Annotated in this window: 16 protein-coding genes; 9 read left to right on the top strand and 7 right to left on the bottom strand. The window is 65.7% G+C overall.

Annotated elements, in window-relative coordinates:
• Positions 1-226: 226 nt before the first annotated feature.
• A complete protein-coding gene (locus DOM33_RS01045) occupies positions 227-607 on the bottom strand; it encodes a histone-like nucleoid-structuring protein, MvaT/MvaU family (protein ID WP_110665033.1) in 381 nt (126 codons plus the stop codon).
• A 566-nt stretch (positions 608-1,173) separates the two neighbouring features.
• On the opposite strand from DOM33_RS01045, the gene DOM33_RS01040 reads away from it, so the two are divergent.
• The 3 genes from DOM33_RS01040 to DOM33_RS01030 are packed head-to-tail and all read left to right on the top strand — an operon-like array spanning position 1,174 to position 3,549.
• Complete coding sequence (locus tag DOM33_RS01040) at positions 1,174-1,806, top strand: hypothetical protein (RefSeq protein ID WP_110665032.1); 633 nt, start codon at positions 1,174-1,176, stop codon at positions 1,804-1,806.
• Positions 1,803-2,549 (top strand): DUF3307 domain-containing protein, encoded by a 747-nt coding sequence (locus tag DOM33_RS01035; protein WP_110665030.1) that lies wholly within the window; start codon positions 1,803-1,805, stop codon positions 2,547-2,549. Before DOM33_RS01040 ends, DOM33_RS01035 begins: the two co-directional genes overlap by 4 nt.
• Before the next feature lie 28 nt (positions 2,550-2,577).
• Positions 2,578-3,549 carry an N-acetylmuramoyl-L-alanine amidase gene (locus DOM33_RS01030; RefSeq protein ID WP_110665028.1) on the top strand — a complete coding sequence of 324 codons (972 nt, stop codon included), beginning with the start codon at positions 2,578-2,580 and terminating at the stop codon, positions 3,547-3,549.
• Here the strand turns inward: DOM33_RS01030 and DOM33_RS01025 are convergent.
• Positions 3,521-4,084: a helix-turn-helix domain-containing protein gene (locus DOM33_RS01025; protein ID WP_239495220.1), complete on the bottom strand. Its 564-nt coding sequence runs from the start codon at positions 4,082-4,084 to the stop codon at positions 3,521-3,523. The two genes, DOM33_RS01030 and DOM33_RS01025, sit on opposite strands and share 29 nt — an antisense overlap.
• A gap of 171 nt (positions 4,085-4,255) precedes the next feature.
• Here DOM33_RS01025 and DOM33_RS01020 point away from each other — a divergent pair, with 171 nt between their 5' ends.
• Positions 4,256-5,434: a benzoate/H(+) symporter BenE family transporter gene (locus DOM33_RS01020; RefSeq protein ID WP_110665026.1), complete on the top strand. Its 1,179-nt coding sequence runs from the start codon at positions 4,256-4,258 to the stop codon at positions 5,432-5,434.
• A gap of 42 nt (positions 5,435-5,476) precedes the next feature.
• Here DOM33_RS01020 and DOM33_RS01015 read toward each other — a convergent pair whose 3' ends face one another.
• Together DOM33_RS01015 and DOM33_RS01010 are read right to left on the bottom strand one after the other, a co-directional pair.
• Positions 5,477-5,902 carry a hypothetical protein gene (locus tag DOM33_RS01015; protein ID WP_110665024.1) on the bottom strand — a complete coding sequence of 142 codons (426 nt, stop codon included), beginning with the start codon at positions 5,900-5,902 and terminating at the stop codon, positions 5,477-5,479.
• A gap of 183 nt (positions 5,903-6,085) precedes the next feature.
• Positions 6,086-6,691: a Yip1 family protein gene (locus DOM33_RS01010; RefSeq protein ID WP_110665022.1), complete on the bottom strand. Its 606-nt coding sequence runs from the start codon at positions 6,689-6,691 to the stop codon at positions 6,086-6,088.
• A 493-nt stretch (positions 6,692-7,184) separates the two neighbouring features.
• On the opposite strand from DOM33_RS01010, the gene DOM33_RS01005 reads away from it, so the two are divergent.
• Positions 7,185-8,915, top strand: coding sequence for a proline--tRNA ligase (locus DOM33_RS01005; protein WP_110665020.1), 1,731 nt, complete (start codon positions 7,185-7,187; stop codon positions 8,913-8,915).
• Positions 8,916-8,926: 11 nt separating this feature from the next.
• On the top strand, positions 8,927-9,595 hold the full coding sequence (locus DOM33_RS01000) for a lytic transglycosylase domain-containing protein (protein WP_239495219.1): 669 nt from the start codon (positions 8,927-8,929) through the stop codon (positions 9,593-9,595).
• Between the two features lie 83 nt (positions 9,596-9,678).
• Here the strand turns inward: DOM33_RS01000 and DOM33_RS00995 are convergent, their stop codons facing one another.
• On the bottom strand, positions 9,679-10,197 hold the full coding sequence (locus DOM33_RS00995) for an FKBP-type peptidyl-prolyl cis-trans isomerase (RefSeq protein WP_110665018.1): 519 nt from the start codon (positions 10,195-10,197) through the stop codon (positions 9,679-9,681).
• 91 nt (positions 10,198-10,288) lie between these two features.
• Positions 10,289-10,819 (bottom strand): transcription/translation regulatory transformer protein RfaH, encoded by a 531-nt coding sequence (gene rfaH, locus DOM33_RS00990; RefSeq protein WP_110665016.1) that lies wholly within the window; start codon positions 10,817-10,819, stop codon positions 10,289-10,291.
• A 131-nt stretch (positions 10,820-10,950) separates the two neighbouring features.
• Here rfaH and DOM33_RS00985 point away from each other — a divergent pair, with 131 nt between their 5' ends.
• Positions 10,951-12,348: an AmpG family muropeptide MFS transporter gene (locus tag DOM33_RS00985; protein ID WP_110665015.1), complete on the top strand. Its 1,398-nt coding sequence runs from the start codon at positions 10,951-10,953 to the stop codon at positions 12,346-12,348.
• 74 nt (positions 12,349-12,422) lie between these two features.
• Here DOM33_RS00985 and DOM33_RS00980 read toward each other — a convergent pair whose 3' ends face one another.
• On the bottom strand, positions 12,423-14,255 hold the full coding sequence (locus DOM33_RS00980; RefSeq protein ID WP_110665013.1) for an SEC-C domain-containing protein: 1,833 nt from the start codon (positions 14,253-14,255) through the stop codon (positions 12,423-12,425).
• A gap of 119 nt (positions 14,256-14,374) precedes the next feature.
• On the opposite strand from DOM33_RS00980, the gene DOM33_RS00975 reads away from it, so the two are divergent.
• Positions 14,375-16,297, top strand: coding sequence for a hypothetical protein (locus DOM33_RS00975; protein WP_110665010.1), 1,923 nt, complete (start codon positions 14,375-14,377; stop codon positions 16,295-16,297).
• Positions 16,298-18,307: a DNA topoisomerase III gene (locus DOM33_RS00970; RefSeq protein WP_110665008.1), complete on the top strand. Its 2,010-nt coding sequence runs from the start codon at positions 16,298-16,300 to the stop codon at positions 18,305-18,307.
• Position 18,308: the final 1 nt, after the last annotated feature.

The following is an 18,308-nucleotide window of genomic DNA, read 5'->3' as shown; positions in this document are numbered from 1 at the left end:
GCGCGGCATGTCGCGAGACGGGCAAGCATAGACGATGTCGGCTCCGAAATCACCCGCGGCGCAGGGCCTGAACCGCGCCACCACGGGCCTTAGACAGCTCGCATACCGCCATGTTCGAAAGCCTAGACCTTGCGTTCGGCAAAAAAAACGCTCACCGCATGCGGTGAGCGTCTTCGGTCATCTGCGGTGTCGAGTCTTGCGTGCCGGGAACTCGACAGCGCCGGCATCAATCTTCAGTGCGAACGACCCAGGATTCGACGGTTTCGCTGCCGTGTTCGTCCTTCCAGGCTTTCAGTGTCTTGTGGTTGCCGCCTCGGGTCTCGACGACTTCGCCACTGTTGGGGTTCTTGTAAATCTTCAGCTTGCGCTTGCGCCGTCCGCCCGAGCTCTTGCTCGACGCCTGCGACGTACCGCTCGACTCGGGCTTGGGGCCCAGCAGTTCGATGACGTCGGCGGACGATTTGTCGTACTCGTTCATCAGCGCTTCGAGCTTCTCTTTGAACTCGAGCTCGGCCTTGAGGCGCTGATCGCCCTCCATCTGCTTGAGCTCTTGTTCGAGCTGCTTGAGGAGTTGTTCTTTTTTTACGTAGTCACTAAGTAGAGACATTATCTATTTCCGTTGCGTTGTAGAACCGTAGGCGCACACATTATTGCCGGATGCCATTCAGATGCAAGTCTTTAACGTGTTCCTCAATGACAAACTTCTCTTTTTTACGAATATCGCTTCCGCTCTCGATCTGGGTTAATGAAAATTCGACACGTAACGAGTTTTGGAAAGACCGAATCGTTGCGAAACTCATCGACATCACAGCCACTCCCGATGTCCTGGGCACCGTTGCGATCGTACGATTGCCACCACGGTGGAATGCCATATTTTGGTCCTCCGGCCTCTGGCACTGGCTGCATACCGGGGTTCGGTCAACCGCCGCGCATCCACCGTGACCGATGCCCGCAATCGACGCCCCGGGCACCGCACCCGCGCCAATGTCGACACGGCGTGCCGACATCCTGTGACATAAAAATACTGTATATAAATACAGCTTACGGGCTAGAGTCACGGGAGGCTGATCCCCGGGTGACCCATGGCAAGTGATAGCTTTTTTTATGCATAAAAGGAATAATAGCGATATAAAGCTATAATCATACAGCGGCAAGAGGTTCGATGAGGGCGATATGCAGATGATCGGTGTAATCAGTGGCGATATCGTGGAGTCGAAGGCTATCGACGACAAGCACGCGCTTCGTGCGGCGCTCGATATCACCTTGGCCCGTACCAAGGAAACGTTTGGCGGTGTCGGTATGCGCTACCGCGGCGACGCTTTCCAGCTGGCGATCCCGCACGGCGCCCACGTCATGGCGGCGGCGGTACTGATCCGCGCCAGTCTGCTCGAACACTCCCCGTCGAAACGCCAGCCCTGGGACGCCCGAGTCTCGGCAAGCCTGGGCGAGGGTCGAATGCCGACCGAGGAGCGCTTCATCGACGCCGACGGGCCTCCCTTCGTGCGCTCGGGCCAGGGACTGGACGCCCTGAGTCTCGATGACCGACGACTGGGACTTTTCCTTTTGCAGGCGCAGCCCGAAGTCGATCTGCTGATCCGCTTCGTCGATGACATCATCGGACAGTGGTCGCACAACGCCGCCGAGGTCATTCGGCTGAGCCTTACGACCTCGATGACCCAGAGCGAATTGGCAAGACATCTGGGACGCGCGCAGCCCACCATCAATCGCCGGCTCGCCGCGGCTCGCTGGTCCCTGACGAGAGACTTTCTAACCTTCATGCGTCAACGCCTGGAGCTACAGGTATGAGCGATTTTGCGCTCTCGCTACTGTTTATACTGCTGCTGGCCCATGTGGTCGGCGACTTCGTGCTGCAGAGCGACGCGTGGGCGAAGGAGAAGGCGCAACGCCATCTCCGCGCCCGCGCGCTCTACTATCATGTCGGCCTGCATACGCTGATGACGCTCGGTGTGCTGGTGGCAATGAAGTTCGACGCAGGCACCACCCTCATCGGCGCGGGTATCGTCGGCGGCTCGCACTGGGCGATCGATACGCTCAAGAGCTACACGCACCGTTACCCCATTCGCTACTTTTTGATCGATCAGGCGCTGCACGTTCTCGTTCTGACAGGCGTCTGGGCGTGGCTGGTCAGACTCGATGTGCCTGAACTCGCGACTCTTTTTCACGACTGGGCGGCGCCTCGGATTCTGCTGACCGCGTTGACCTACCTGGTTGCTCTGAAGCCGATGTCGATCCTGATCGCCATGATCATGACCCGGTGGAGTCGCGACGTGGATACCGCGGGGACGCTGGCGGACGCGGGTGCCCGCATCGGCATGCTGGAGCGATTTCTGATTCTGACCTTCGTGTTGAGCGACCAGCTGGCGGCAATCGGCTTTCTACTGACGGCCAAATCCGTTCTACGCTTTGGCGATCTGCGTCACGACCGAGACCGCAAGCTGACCGAATACGTCCTCCTAGGCACCATGCTCAGCGTCTCGATGACGCTGATGCTGGGACTCATGGCGCGCTTTCTGCTCCGACACCTGTAATCCCCGAACACGACCCCCAAGGCGACCCATGACTCATCGTGACCGGCGTTTCCGTCCGCTGCCGTTGGCCCTCGGGCTACTACTCCTCGTCCTTGGCGGCTGCGCCGGCGGCGGGCTGGAGCAGCGCGACGGCTATCGGGTCGATACCTCGGAGACCTCGAGCGCGTTCAACCAGCGTGTTCGCTACGTCGTGCTCCACTACACCGACTCCGGCGAATCGGCAGCGCTGCGCACACTCAAGGGGCCCCGGGTCAGCTCGCACTACCTGATATCCCGCGACGCCATGGATGGCGGTGAGCCCCTCGTACGCCAGCTGGTCGACGAGCAAAAACGCGCCTGGCACGCCGGCGTCAGTGCGTGGGACGACCGTACGCAGATCAACGACACTTCCATCGGCATCGAGATCGTCAACGCCGGACCGCGCGATACGCCAACGGGGCGTACCTGGCAGCACTACCCCGAACCGCAGATCGCCGCGGTCGTCGCGCTCGTCCGCGACCTCATTGCCCGCTATGACCTGCCGCCGACGGCCATCGTGGGGCATTCGGACATCGCTCCTCAGCGCAAGATCGATCCGGGGCCGCGCTTCCCCTGGCACCGTTTGTATCTTGCCGGCATCGGTGCCTGGCCGCAGGACGTCGATATCGAACGATTCCGACGCGAATTCGAACGTCGCCCGCCACGCCTCGTTGATTATCAGCGCGCGCTACAGCGCTACGGCTACGCCCTTCCAGCCGACGGGGAATGGAGCGAGCTGACCCGCGATGTCACCCGCGCTTTTCAGATGCATTTTCGCCCCGGGGCGGTCACCGGCGAGCCGGATACCGACACACTCGCCCGCCTCTGGGCCCTGGTGGCACGCTACCGACCCGAAGCACTCGACGCGATCTGGCCCCCTGCGTCGCCGGCCCTTTCGTCCGATCGCCTTGGCGAGACTGACGCAGGGATGTCCGAACCCGTACGCCTACGGGTCAACGGTTCGGCCCCGGATAGTGAATGAGATCGTGAAAGCGCGCCGAACGCAGGCCGTCGTTGCGGTAGGCGTGAGGCTGATCGGCGGCGAAACGGCGGCCCTCACCTGCCGCCAGCGTCTGCCACTCTCCTTCGATGAATAGCGCCATTTCTCCCTCCACCACCACTACATGCTCGATCACGCCCGCCGTGTGCGGAGCCGATTCGCTCATTCCGCCGGGTTGCAGATCGATCACGAACATCTCGAAGCCCAGCGTGGGATCGAAAGCGAACAGGGGCTGGACCGCCATGCCGGCGCTGTCGTGAAGCCACTCACGCGGTGAGACGGTCGCCGGGAGCGTCGTTGAGGCGAGAAAGTGTGACAGCGGCGCCCGCAGCGCGCCTGCGACCTTCCAGAGTGTCGATACCGTCGGCATGGACTCCCCGCGCTCGATCTGTCCCAGCATCGCCTTGCTCACGCCGGCCTCTGCGGCCAGCCGGTCGAGACTCCACTCCCGGTCGCGACGCAGACTCCTGAGCCGCTGGCCGATGGCGGCCCTGTCCGTTTGCATTGTCTTGTCCATGGCGGTGTCTCCTCATGACCTCTTTGGCTAGGCCCATGCCGTGCCGACCGTGCCGTGCGTGCGCGCCGACCGTGCCATCAGGGTCACATCGGGCGGTCGACAAATCGAGCGTCATAACGCACATTGATGCCTGGTTGTGCGCTATAACGCACGGACAGGGGAGAGGACAGCATGGCCGAACCGGGTTTCTGGCGCACGCTCAACGCCACGCACGTCACCGCAGGATTCATTGCGGTACTCGTGGGCTATACCAGCTCGGCCGTGATCGTTTTTCAGGCCGCCGCCGCCGCGGGCGCAACCCCAAGTGAAATCGGCGGCTGGCTGGCAGCGCTCGGCCTCGCCATGGGAATCACGTCGATCGGGCTGTCGCTCCGCTATCGCCAGCCGATCCTTACCGCCTGGTCGACGCCCGGCGCCGCGCTACTGGCGGTGAGCCTGCCCGGCGTTCCCCTGAGCGAGGCGATCGGCGTCTTCGTCTTCTGCGCCGCACTGATTCTGCTTTGCGGACTTACCGGCTGGTTCGCCAGCCTCATGCGGCTCATCCCCGACGCCATTGCCGCCGCGATGCTGGCCGGCGTGTTGCTCCGATTCGGGCTCGAAACCTTCGTTGCCCTGGAGAGCGATATCGTTCTCGTCGGGCTGATGCTGGTGAGCTATCTGCTCGCTCAGCGCTGGCTGCCGCGCCAGCGCATTCTGGTCGTGCTGCTGGTGGGCCTGGCCTACGCAGGCGTCTTCGGCAAGATCGATACCGAGGCTGCGCACTTCGCCATCGTGGCGCCAACGCTCACCTGGCCGACGTTCTCGCCGTCGAGCCTCCTCGGCGTGGGCATTCCGCTGTTCGTGGTGTCCATGGCGTCGCAGAACGCCCCGGGGGTGGCCACGCTACGCGGCGCCGGGTTCGACGCCCCCGTATCGCCGCTGATGATCTGGACGGGGCTGACAGCGCTGGTGCTCGCCCCCTTCGGCGCCTACACCGTCTGTCTGGCAGCGATCACTGCCGCCATCTGCCTCGGCCCAGAGGTCGATGCCGACCCCCGCAGACGCTACCCCGCTGCCGTCTGCGCTGGCGGCTTTTACCTGCTGGCCGGGCTCTTCGGCGGTTCCATCGGCACCCTGTTCGATGCATTACCGCAGGCCTTCGTCGTCGCCATTGCCGGCCTGGCACTGCTGCCGACGATCGGCGCCAGTCTACACCGCGCTCTGGAGGCGCCGGCCTATCGAGAACCGGCGCTGATCGCTTTTCTGGTGACCGGCTCCGGCGTCACGCTGTTCGGCATCGGTTCGGCATTTTGGGGGCTGGTCGCCGGCATGCTTGCCTTGGGGGTGGCGCGGTATCGCGCGTCGGCTTGACCTCGGGCACGTCTCGGCCGGCTACGCCTCAGGCTTTTTGACTCACGAGTCGACGATGGCCCGATCCCACTCGGCAACATCCGCCAGCGCTTTGTCCAGACTCTCCACGCCCCCCACGCGAACCACTTCGTCGTGCCAGCCGATCGAACGCCCCGTATGGGTCTCGATCAGTTTGGCGAGCCGCGCCTCGCTGAGTTCACCGTCGTAGGAGACCGGTTCGATGCCCGCCTCGTGACTCCCCGGGAGGTAGATCGTGTTGTTGGAAAAATCGATGGCGTAGGCGATGACGCCGGGCACGATGAACAGCAGCAGTCCCAGACCGTCGACGATGGCGACGGCGGGGTCGATGCGCCCGGACAGCTGTCCCTTGCGTTCGGGATAGAAGAGCGTACCGCAGCCACTCAGTGACACGACGAGTGCGAGACTCACCGTCCAGGCAGTACAGCGGCGAAGGCGAAAAGAGGTCATGGGAGATTCCGGCGGCGGTGGATCGAGACTCGAAAGCGCGTAACCGGGCGTAACCTAAAGCAACCCTACTCGCCACGTCCAGCATTGGCGTTCGGAATGCGTACGAAGCGCCGAGCGGCGCTCGAGTGCTTGCGCCGGCGCCCCGGCTGTCGGTGAAGCCAGGCTGCGTTTCGAGTGAATCGATCACACCAGCGATGTTCCATACCCCCAGAGAATCACCGTGAGCGCCAGCAGCGCCTCGAGTACCAGCACACCGATGGCGAGCGCCGCGCTCGAGGCGCGAAGGCCCTGCTCTCGCGTGATCTCCAGAAACGGCGGCATGCCGGCGTAGAGCAGATAGGCGCTGTAGCAAAGCCCGATGATGCCGGCGAGCAGGCAGAGCCAGATCAGCGGGTAGAGTGCGACGATCCCGCTCAGAAACATCGGGGTGGCCATATAGCCCGCGAAGACGACGCAGCGATTGACGTCGGGATGCGAGTCGTAGCGCCTGGCGAGCCAGGCGATCACGTTACCCATGATCCAGACGGCGGCGAGAATCAGCCCGTAGAAGATGACTGCCAGCAGAATGGCGGTCGTCGGCGATATCTGCACTCGCTCGGAGATGCCATCCGCCGACGTGCCGAAATGCCAGCCGACGGCGGTCGTGCCAATGAACGAACAGATGACCGGAATCATCGCCAGCACCAGCACGTGCGAACCGTAGAGATGCGAGACGGTTTCGTTCTCGCCGCTGATCTGCTGCCACTCCCGATTGGGATGCGTGAGCAGCCCCCAGACGTGATGAATCATGTCATCTCTCCCACCGCCGCCGGTGGCCGACGACGGATGCCGATGGTCCCGGTTACCGTGCGCCGCTGCGCCGGGCCGGACGCGACCGCTTTCGACTATCGCGACCTTTCCACTATAGAGAAGAAACCGAGCCCGCACGGTATGAAACGCGCCGCCGATGCCCCGAATCGCCAGGTTCGCAAGAGGCGTCTCGCCGTGAAGCCACTGGGCACGACGCGGGTTTTTCCGCCTTGCCCCTCCCCGTCGACCGGCCGCGTCTCTATACTGGCCGGCCCAGATCCTTGCAAACGCTGACAGACCGACGAGCGTCGCGAGCCGCAACGTCGCAGGGGTAGAGAACACGGAGCGCGGGACAGTCCGCAAGGTGCGACACCGAGCCGACCGGGCCGATGCATTCGCGCCCTGCACTTCGATGACGCGTGGCCGACACCGAGTTCGCACCCGCGTCTGAACAGCGTTTCTTCAAGCCGCAGACCACAGGAATGATCAACCCATGCGTGCCAGTCAACTCCAGATATCGACCCTCAAGGAAACGCCGGCGGATGCGGAGATCGTCAGTCATCAGCTGATGCTTCGCTCCGGCATGATCCGACGGCTCACCTCGGGGCTGTATAGCTGGTTGCCGGTGGGGCTGCGGACCCTTCGCAAGGTCGAGCGCATCGTGCGCGAGGAGATGGACGCCGCCGGTGCCCAGGAAATCCTGATGCCCGCCGTGCAGCCCGCCGAGCTGTGGCAGGAGTCCGGGCGGTGGGAAGAGTACGGGCCCGAGCTTCTGCGCGTGAAGGACCGCCACCAGCGCGACTACTGCGTCGGCCCGACCCACGAAGAGGTCGTGACCGATCTGGTCCGCCGTGAGCTGTCGAGCTACAAGCAGCTGCCGACCAACTTCTATCAGATCCAGACCAAGTTTCGCGACGAGATTCGCCCGCGTTTCGGCGTCATGCGCTCGCGCGAATTCATCATGAAGGACGCCTACTCGTTCGACGTCGACGAGGCCGGTCTCAAGGCCTCCTATCAGCGCATGTTCGATGCCTACGTGCGTATCTTCACTCGCCTGGGTCTCGACTTCCGCGCCGTGATGGCGGACAACGGCGCCATCGGCGGCAGTGGCTCTCACGAGTTCCACGTCCTTGCCGACTCCGGTGAGGACGCGGTGATCTTCTCCACGGGCTCCGACTACGCCGCCAACATCGAAAAGGCCGAGGCCGTGACGCCCCCGGGTGTCGAGCGCGCCGCCCCGCAGGAAACGCTGCGCCAGGTGCCGACCCCCGGCGTGAAGACGATCGCTGCGCTGGTCGAAGGGTTCGATCTGCCGATCGAGAAGACCGTCAAGACGCTGATCGTCAAGGGCGCAGAGGGCGGCCTGGTCGCGCTGATGGTGCGCGGCGATCATCAGCTCAACGCCATCAAGGCAGAGAATCTGTCCGCCGTCGCCACGCCGCTGACCATGGCCGAGGAGGACGAGATCCGGGCGGCCATCGGGGCAGGCCCCGGCTCGCTCGGTCCGGTCGAGCTGCCGCTGCCGCTGATCGTCGATCGTAGCGTCGCGCTGATGAGCGACTTCGGTGCCGGCGCCAACGTCGATGACCAGCACCTGTTCGGGATCAACTGGGAGCGCGATCTGGCGCTGCCCGAAGTCGCCGATCTGCGCAACGTCGTCGAAGGCGATCCCTCGCCGGATGGCAACGGTACGCTCTCCATCACCCGCGGCATCGAAGTCGGTCACGTCTTCCAGCTTGGCCGCAAGTATTCGCAGGCGATGAACGCCACCGTGCTGGGCGACGACGGTCAACCGACGGCGCCCTACATGGGCTGCTACGGCATCGGCATTTCCCGCGTGGTGGCCGCCGCCATCGAGCAGAACCACGACGCCGGCGGCATCATCTGGCCCGACGCCATCGCGCCGTTCCGCCTCGCTATCGTCCCCATGAACGCGCACAAGTCCGATCGCGTCCGCGAGACCGCCGAGCGGCTCTATACCGAACTCACGCAGGCCGGTATCGATGTGCTGCTCGACGACCGCGATCTGCGCCCGGGGGTGAAATTCGCCGACCAGGAGCTCATGGGCATCCCTCACCGGCTCGTGATCGGCGACCGCGGTCTCGACAACGGCGAGCTCGAGTACAAGGGGCGCCGCGACAGCGAGGTCACCATGATCGCGGTGGACGAGCTGCGCGCCTTTCTCGACACCCGCTTCGCCGAGGCCATGCCGACGCGCGGCTGATCGATCCCGCGATGTCCCGCGCACTCGCGGTTCGCACACCCGCGGTTCGCACACTCGTGGTTCGCACACTCGCTCGGTTGGCACTCGCCATCTGGGCGAGTGTCGCCCCCCTCACGATGCTGGTCGGCCAGCCGGCACACGCCCAGCCGAACCCGAGCGTGGCGACGCCGCCCTCGCCCGAACTCCTCGATGCCCTGGTAGAGGCCATGGCCTCACAGAGCGGTTTCGTCGACGATGTCGACGCGCGGGTCTGGCTGCTCGACATGCAGTCCCGCCTGGCGCGACGCCAGCCCGTCGCATTCGCGGACCGGTCGGCACGCCTGGCATTTCTCCAGCGTGTTCACGCCGAGGCGCAGCGGGCGGCACTGCCGCCGGAACTGGTGCTCGCGCTGATCGACGTGGAGAGTCGATTCCAGCCCAAGGCGGTGTCGAGCGCTGGCGCGCAGGGGCTGATGCAGGTGATGCCGTTCTGGAAAGCGGAGATCGGCCGTCCCGAGGACGACCTCACGCGGCTCGAGACGAATCTGCGCTATGGGTGCACCATCCTCGCGCACTATCTATCGCTCGAGAACGGCGACTGGACCCGAGCGCTCGCTCGCTACAACGGCAGCCTCGGGCGCACGATCTACCCCGAGCAGGTGATGGCCGCCTGGTTCGGCCGCTGGTGGGTCGATCACTGATCGCGTGACGCGAATCGGCAACCGCCATCTCTCGACCGCTAGGCGCCCGACGGAAATCGGCCATCCCGCGGCCCGGCAGGACCTCAGCCCTGCTTTCGATCCTCGACCTCGGTATGCGACGTCCCCGGCGGTAGCGGATGACCCTTGGCCAGCTCGGCACGCGTCGCCTCGCGAACGTCGACGATCTCCAGCGCATAGGTGAGCTCGAGCCCCGCCAGCGGGTGATTGGCATCGACGACCACGTGGGACTCTGCCACCGACACCAGCGTCACCGTTTTCGGCCCCTCCGGCCCCTGGGCCTGGAAACGCTGCCCCGGCGTCAGCGGTGTCTCGCTTGCGAAGGCGCTGCGCGGCGTCTCGCTCACCAGCGCCTCGTCGCGCTCGCCATACGCGGCGGCGGGCGGCAGCGTTGCCGTCAGGCGTTCGCCCGGTTCGGCGCCGATCATTGCCCCCTCGAGCGCAGCGAAAAGATTGCCATGCCCGTGCAGGTACTCCAGCGGCTGGCGGCGTGCCTTGGAGTCGTCCAGCGTCCGGCCGTCCGGGGCGGTTAGCGAGTAGTGCAGCGTGACGACGCGTGAGGGCGCGACGGCGGCGTTATCCATGATGGGCTCCCATGAAGCGCAGCGGGTGAAGGAATCGGTGTGAAGCAATCGATGAGCGCACGTGGTCGCTGACAGCGTTCGATACCGCGTGTCAGTCGCCGCGTCTGGTCAGCGCGGCGACCGGGACGTTGAGGCGCTGCGTCTGCTGCAGCAGGTTGAGCAGCACGATGGCGCGCTCCTCGCCCTGCTGGGCGTCGAACACCGCCTGGAGCGAACGAAATGGACCGTCGGTGATCTCGACCAGATCCCCCTGACGGTAGTAGACGTTGGCGCGCTCGCCGCGGCTATCGGCGCTTTGACCGTCGCGCAGCGTCATGACCAGCTCATCCGCCACGGCCACCGGCTCATGGCCGAAGCTCACCAGTCGCAGTACGCCACGCGTCGAGCGGATCGGTCGCCAGTTGCTCGCCACGCGATCGAGGCGAATGAAGAGATAGTGCGGGAACAGGGGCTCCGCTAGCCAGATCAGCTTGCCGCGGCGGCGACGCTGGACTTCGAGTACCGGATGGAACACCTCGTACCCTTGGTTGTCGAGATGCTCGCTGGCACGAAACGACTCCCCGCCCTTGCACTGGATGACGTACCAGCGCGGCGCGGCGTCGGCTGTCGAGTCTGTGGTCATCGATGGACTGCCTATCTGAACGCGGTAACGATCGCGCGGCGACGACGCGGGCCAGACGCAGCGCGATCGATTAGAGTAGCATTTTTGCCCCTCGGCGTCCGTCGCCGGCGGGCTGGACTCAGGGAGGTGCAATGCAATCCGAGCCACGCGATTGGCTGACATCCGTGCGCGTCTATTTCAGCGCGCCGGTGGTGACGCTTCTGTTTCTCGGCTTCTCCGCGGGTCTTCCCTACCTGCTGGTCTTCTCCACGCTGACCGCCTGGCTCGAGGACAGCGGCGTCGACGTCGCCGCCATCGGCTTTTTCAGCTGGGTGGGGATGCTCTACTCGGTGAAGCTCTTCTGGGCGCCGATCGTCGACCGAGTTCGCCTGCCGCTACTCGGGCGGCTCCTCGGCCAGCGGCGCAGCTGGATGCTGCTGGGGCAGCTGCTCATTGCCGGCGGCCTGTTCGGCCTCTCCGGTCTCGACCCCGCGGGTCACCTGCCGGTCGTCGCGGCGTTTGCCCTGCTCACCGCCTTCGGCGCCGCCACGCAGGACATCGTCATCGATGCCTACCGCATCGAGACCGGGGCACCGGACATTCAGGCAGCGATGGCCTCGACCTACATCATCGGCTATCGCATCGGAATCGTCATGGCCGGCGCCGGCGCGCTCTACATCGCCGATGCGGCGTCCTGGTCGCTCGCCTACCTCAGCATGGCGGCGCTCGTGGGTATCGGCATGCTCACCGTGCTGATCCGTCCCGAACCGCCGCGTCGCCAGAGCGTCAACCGGGTCCTGTTCTCTCCGCGCGTACGGCACTTCCTCGGCGCCAGCCGGCAACGGCCACACTGGCAGCGCCGCACCGGCGCCTGGCTGCTCGCCGCGGTGGTCTGCCCCATCGGCGATTTCTTCCAGCGCTACGGCAAGCTGGCGCTGGCGCTTCTCTTGTTCATCGGGATCTATCGCATCAGCGACATCGCCATGGCGGCGATGGCCAACCCGCTCTACCTGAGTCTCGGCTTCTCCAAGAGCGACATCGCAAGCGTCACCAAGGTCTTCGGCGTTCTGATGACGATTGGCGGCGGGCTGCTGGGCGGACTGCTCGTGGTGCGCTACGGGCTGGGCCGGATGCTGGTGGTCGGCGCGCTCGGGGTGGCGCTGACCAACCTGCTCTTCGCGCTACTCGCCGTCAGCGGCAACGAGCTGTGGCTGCTGATCGCGACCATCACCGGTGACAACCTCGCCAACGGCCTTGCCAGCACCGTGTTCATCGCCTTTCTATCGAGCCTGACTTCCCGCGCCTATACCGCGACCCAGTACGCGCTCTTTTCGTCGCTGATGACGCTACCGGGCAAGTTCATCGGCGGCTTCTCCGGCCTCGTCGTCGCCGACTTCGGCTATGCCAGCTTCTTCGTCGTCAGCGCGTTTCTGGGAATCCCCGCCGTTGCCCTGGCGATCTGGCTGAAGCGGCGACTGAATGCCCTCGAGGCCGATGCCGAGGCCGCGTCATCATCGGCAACGACAGACAACGCACGCGCGCCCGGCTGATCCCGCTCACCGAACGCTCGAGCCAATCGAGCGTTTCTGGCTGATCGAGCGTCCTTGAGTAACCGAACATCGGGCTAGGCGGGACGACTGGCCGCTACGCAGGACTGACGCGCGAGCCAGTCGAGCGCGCCGGCCGAGGCGAGCCATTGATCGCGCATCAGCTGGCGATACTGCCACGCCTCGGCGCGGCTGCCGGGCTCCGGCATGTCGATACCCAGGCGTGCCGGGCGCGGACGTTCGGCGCACAGCATCTGCACGATATAAGGGTTGGTCGCGCAGACCTGCTCGAGAATCGCCAGCGCATCGTCGTGACGCGCGAGGCGATAGAGCGCGAGCACCCGCCCCATCTGCACGCCGAGCATGTTGGCGTCGTCCGGTGCCTCCAGGCTTACGTCGAGCACCTGCTCGTCGTGGCCCTCGCGCAGCAGCTGATCGATCACGAGTTCGCGCAGCCCCAGGCTGTCCTCTTCGTCCAGCGCCAGCAGTCGCTGGGCCAGTGCTCGCGCGCTGGCACCGGCGCCGCGCTCCATGCCGATCACCAGTGCCAGCCCCGTGCGCAGCAGCGTCGCGTTGTCGCCGTCGTGCCACGAGAAGGTCCCGCCTTCGTCCTCGAGCTGAGTGAGCCAGCCGTTGTAGCGTGCCGCGAGCGGCGTGAAGAAGGTATCGACCATCCACGGCAGGCTGCCGAAACGGCTCGCCAGCGCCAGCGTCAGCGACTGGACCACCTTGGGCGCATCCAGCCACTCCGGGTTGGCGCAGAGCGCCTGCAGCCACTGGGGCGCCGTGGTCCACGGATCACCGAGAAAGCCGAGCGCCGCATCCTCATCGATTTCGATCTCGCAGGCGTTCAGCCAGTTTTCGTAGAGCGACTGCTCGCGGGAGTTGGGCGCATAGACCAGACCGCCCTCCGGTGCCCGCGAGAGCGATAGTCGCGGCGGGCGAAGATGGGTGTGCAGCAGCGCCTGCAGCGCCGTCAACGGGCCTGCCAGCTCCTCTTCGGAGTGAATCACCTGCTCGGCCAGCGCCGCCTGCGGGTCATCCGCCAGCTCGGCGATGAAATCGAGCTGGTCGGCATCGAGATTGTGCTGACGGGCCATCCGGCGCCACCAGAAAGCGGCCCGCTGCCGCGCCATGCCGATGTTGCCTTCATGGAGCAGTACCATCGCTTCTATGTAGGCCAGCGACGGCGAATTGGGCAGCGTGCGCTGGGCGCTCTGGAAAGCGTCGCGGGCGCTGGCCAGATCGCCGCTGTCGAGATGCATCAGACAGCGGCGCTCGAGGGCCGCGCCCTTAAGAAAATCCGGGCCGTGCGCGATCACTCGTTCGAGCAGCGCCGCGCGCTTACGCAGAAAGCCGCGCTCCTGGTAGAGGTCGACCAGAATCTCGAAGGCCGGCTCGATCTGATCCGCCAGCGTCGACCAGTCACGGGCATCGGCGAACAGCGACTCGAGAATCTGCTGGGCGCGGCCGTTGTGACCGCTTTCGGCAGAAACGATGCCTGCCTCGAGCAGCGCCTGTGCCGGTGCCTTGTCGCTGGCGAGCGCGGCTTTCAGCGTTTCGCCACGCCAGTCACGCAGCGACAGCATCCACATCAGATGCTCGGGTACGCCGCTCGGCATCTCGACTCGCGCACAGCAGTCGCGATAGGCGCGGCCGGAATCGCACCAGCAGGGCTCGTCGCGCTCCGGTTCGGCCAGCGGCTCGCAGTCGAAGTCGCGACGCTTCAACGGCGTCTGGTTCCAGATCAGCGGCGCCAGTGCCTGCGCCATGTCGAGGCTGCCGCCGCAGTGATCGGCCCCTTCGGCGCGCGCCCATACCATCAGCGCGGGGTAGTGCTCGTTGGCGCGAATCGCCTCCAGGGCCCCGCTGGCGTATCCCAGCAGCTGCTCGACCCAAGCTGTCAGCATGGCATTCCTCCTTGGTTGGCGATCATCCTAGCATGCGCGCCCGCGGCGCTGGCGAGTGCCTTCACGGGGTGCTAACTTAGCCGCCCCTCGCCTCTGCCGCCGTTTTTCGAGGAGCGCTCGTGCTCTTTCCAATCCCCTTTCGCCGCAACGCTTCCACCGCCTCCAGCGATACGCCGCACGTGCGTCTGGAGCGTGAGGGCCGCAACGAGATTCGCCGCATCACCGCGGCCGTCGAAAAGGTGCCGTGGACGGTCAGTCTGCTGCAGATTCTCTGGACCGCAGGGCCGGTCACGCTGCTCGGGGCCTGGGGTGGCTACCTGCTCGGCTATGGCAAAGCGCCGACGCTCGACAACTACATCTTCTTCATCTCGTTCACCGTCATCACCGGCGCTTTCGGCATCATCGCCAATTTGACGCACCATCTCACCGGTGGCGGGCGAATCGAGCGCACTTCCAAGAGGATCGAGCGCGTCATCAAGACGCTGCCGGAGCTACTGCTCGCCACCCGCAATCTGATCGTGGAGAGTCTGGAGGGCGACGCCCGCCGTCGCGAGGCGGCAGCGATGCTGCTGAGAAAGCAGGATCTCTCGCCGGAGGGCGTCGAGCTCGCGGCGCTGGAGCTGCTCGACGATAGCGAGGATGCCCGCCTGATCGGCCAGATCGACGTCTACCGTCGGGTCGGGCTGCATGCGCGCATCGTCGATTTGATGGCCGATCATCGCGAACGTCTCGAGCCGCGCTTCAACGAACTCTACGACGTCGCCCCGCAGGCGATCACCCTGCTGCGGGAGCGCTTCGAGGGCCATGCGCCGGATCCCCGCTACGGCGTCCCCCGAGACGAGAACTTCATCGAACGCGTCATGGCCTCCATCGAGAGCGACAATGACCTGCTGATGACGCTGCAGGACGTCGAGGAAATGGTGATCCTCGCCTTCGAACTGATCAGCGGTCGGCGAATCCCCGTGCTCACCTTCGAGTATCGCGGTCGCTGGAAGCTCGCTCGCGCCTTCGACAGCCTGGAAGAGGCTCGCGCACGCCACCGTATCGCCCAGGCGACGGGGCTTTCGCGACTCAAGGCGCTCAACGCCTACCTCACCGAGCAGTCGGCGACCACCGCCGTCGAAAGCGTTTCCGGACAGCGAGCGGAGGCACTTTTGACCCATAGCGTCGCGGCCATCGATCAACTCAGCGAAGACATTCACGCGCGCGCTCACGAGATTCAGGTCGGCCGCAGCAAGGATCGACATGCGCTGCGCGAGCAGGCCGAGGTCCTCACCAACGCGATCAAGCTCTACAAGAGCGTCTCCAGCGCCTACGAAGAGGTGGGCCGCAGTCACGCTCATCGGCTGCGCATGGCCGAACGCTGGGAAACCCTCAGCGCCAATCTCTCCGACAGCTCGACCCGACTGCGACTCGGCCCCGGCCGTCGCGGGCTGCGCATCCGCGAGAGCCACATCGCGCTGGACGACGAGGCGAAGGCCGCGGTCTGCAAACATCTCGGCCGCTACCTCGAGAAAGCCAACATCGGCACTCTGCGCGAGCGCCTGCGTCAGGCCGAGCGCGACACTCAGCTCAGCGTCGGCGTCGATACCGCCAAGCGCGTCGCCGTGGAGATCTTCCTGGCGCTGGAGCCCCACGTGCACCTGTCGCGCCCGGCGGTACAGCGAGCGATCAACAGCTCGAATGCCGCCGACTTCGGCCAGCTCGAGCCCAACCTCTCGGCGGCCACGAAGGCCGCGATGGGCTCGTCGATGGTGCGCGAGATCGAAACCGATCTGTCCCGCACCGCCGAGTCGCTGGCACTGGCGCTGGTTCGCCACTACCGCGTCGCGCTGGAGCCCGCCGCGATCGACTTCCTCAAGCGCCAGTACGGCGCCCGCGACGCCACCCTGACGATGCTGACCAACGTCAACCTCGAGCGCAGCGAGCCGGCCAACGTGAGCTACCTGAGCCTGGCACCGCCGGCGGTGGGCTCGCCCCATCGGCAGTGGTATCGCGCCCTGGTGCGCGCGCGGCGCCACCTCGACAAGAAAGGGGACTGAATGCGCCTGATCGTCGCCGAGAAACCCAGCCTCGCCCGGGCCATCGCCGACGCCCTGCCGACGCCCGCCGTGCGCCGCGAGGGCTACTTGGAGGCCGGCGACACCCGGGTGAGCTGGTGTCTGGGGCATCTGCTCGAACAGGCGCCCCCGGAGAACTACGATCCCCGCTACAAGCAGTGGCGGCTCGACGACCTGCCGATCCTGCCCGGGCGCTGGCAGCTGGTGCCGCGCTCTCAGGGCCGGGCCCAGATCGCCGTGCTGCGCAAGCTGATCAAGCAGGCCGACGACGTCGTCCACGCCGGCGACCCGGACCGCGAAGGTCAGCTGCTGGTTCAGGAAGTGCTCGATCATCTGGGCTGGAAAGGCCCGGTATCGCGCCTGCTAGTGCAGGATCTCAACCGCCCGGCGGTGGCCAAGGCGCTCGGCCGACTGGAGGACAATCGACGCTATCAGCCGCTGTTCGAGGCCGCCGAGGCGAGATCGCGGGCGGACTGGCTCTACGGCATCAACCTCACCCGCGCCTGGACGCTGATCGGCCGCCAGGCGGGCTTCGACGGCCTGCTTTCCGTGGGCCGGGTGCAGACCCCAGTGCTCGGGCTGGTGGTTCGCCGGGACCGCGAGATCGCCGCCTTCGAACCGAAACCCTTTCACCTGCTCTGGACCGATCTGGCCGTGGCTCAGGGATCACTGCGGGCCTGGTGGCAGCCGGGCGAGAACCAGCCGCTGGACGATCAGGGCCGTCTCGTCGACCCGCGTCCGGCGCGGGCGCTGGCCGAACGCCTGCCGGGGGCGAGCGGAACGCTCGAGGCGCTGGAGCAGAAGCGCAAGCGTCAGGCCGCCCCGCTGCCCTACTCGCTCTCCGCGCTGCAGGTCGACGCCGCCCGACGCCACGGCATCTCGGCCCAGCGGGTCCTGGACGGCTGTCAGTCGCTCTACGAGCGCCATCAGCTGGTCACCTATCCGCGTTCGGACTGTCGCTACCTGCCCCGCGCCCATCACGCCCTGGCCGAACGGACGCTGACGTCGGCCTGCCGCGACGACGCGACACTTGACGGCTGGGTGCAGAACGCAGACTTCTCACAGCGCTCGAAAGCCTGGGACGACGCCAAGGTCGGCGCTCACCACGCGCTGGCGCCAACGGGCCGTCCCGCCGATCTTTCCCGGCTGAGCCAGGACGAAGCCAACCTCTTCCGCCTGATCGTGCGCAATCTGGTTGCCCAGTTTTACCCGGCACTCGAGACCTTCGAGACGCAGGCGACCTTTGTCATTCTCGAGGAGCGTTTCGAGGCGCGTGGCCGGGAAATTCTCGTGCCCGGCTGGAAACCGCTTTTCACGACCCGGGACGATGTCCCCACGCTGCCGACGCTGACCCTTGGTGAGGCCGCCACGGTGACGGAGGCGGCCGTGGAGGATCGCGAGACTCGGCCGCCGGAGCGGTTCAACGATGCCAGCCTGATCAAGGCGATGATGAACATCGCCCGTTACGTCGAGGATCAGGCAGTACGGCGCACGCTTCGCGACACCGATGGCCTGGGCACCGAGGCCACGCGCGCCGGGATCATCGAGACGCTTCTCACACGGGGGTATCTGGTGCGCGAGAGCCGTTCGCTTCGCGCCACACGCACCGGCCATGCGTTGATCGACTCGCTACCGCCGGCGGCATCCCGACCGGAGCGGACCGCGCTGTGGGAGCAACGACTCTCCGCCATCGCCGAAAACCGGGACGCCGCGGCACCCTTCCTGGAGGCTCTGATAGCCGATCTTCGGGCGCTGCTCGGCCAGGCCAGCGCCGCCAGCCTCGATCAGGCGATACGCGCCTCGCGTCAGAGCGAGGCGCCGGAAGCCCCGCCATCCCGCGGCAGGAAAGCCGGCGGTAAACGCCGAGCTTCCAAGACGGGAGCGACCAGGACGGGAACGGCCAAGAAGCGCACGAACTCGCAGGCCACCGACAAGCGATCGAGTGGCACCCGATCGGCAACGACCCGCCGTCGCCCACGCAAGAAATCTTGAG

The sequence above is a fragment of the Salinicola halophilus genome (assembly GCF_003206155.1).
In the GTDB taxonomy this organism is placed as follows: domain Bacteria; phylum Pseudomonadota; class Gammaproteobacteria; order Pseudomonadales; family Halomonadaceae; genus Salinicola; species Salinicola halophilus.
Note: the sequence above shows the minus strand (reverse complement) of the source record. Positions and strands in the feature narration are given on the sequence as shown.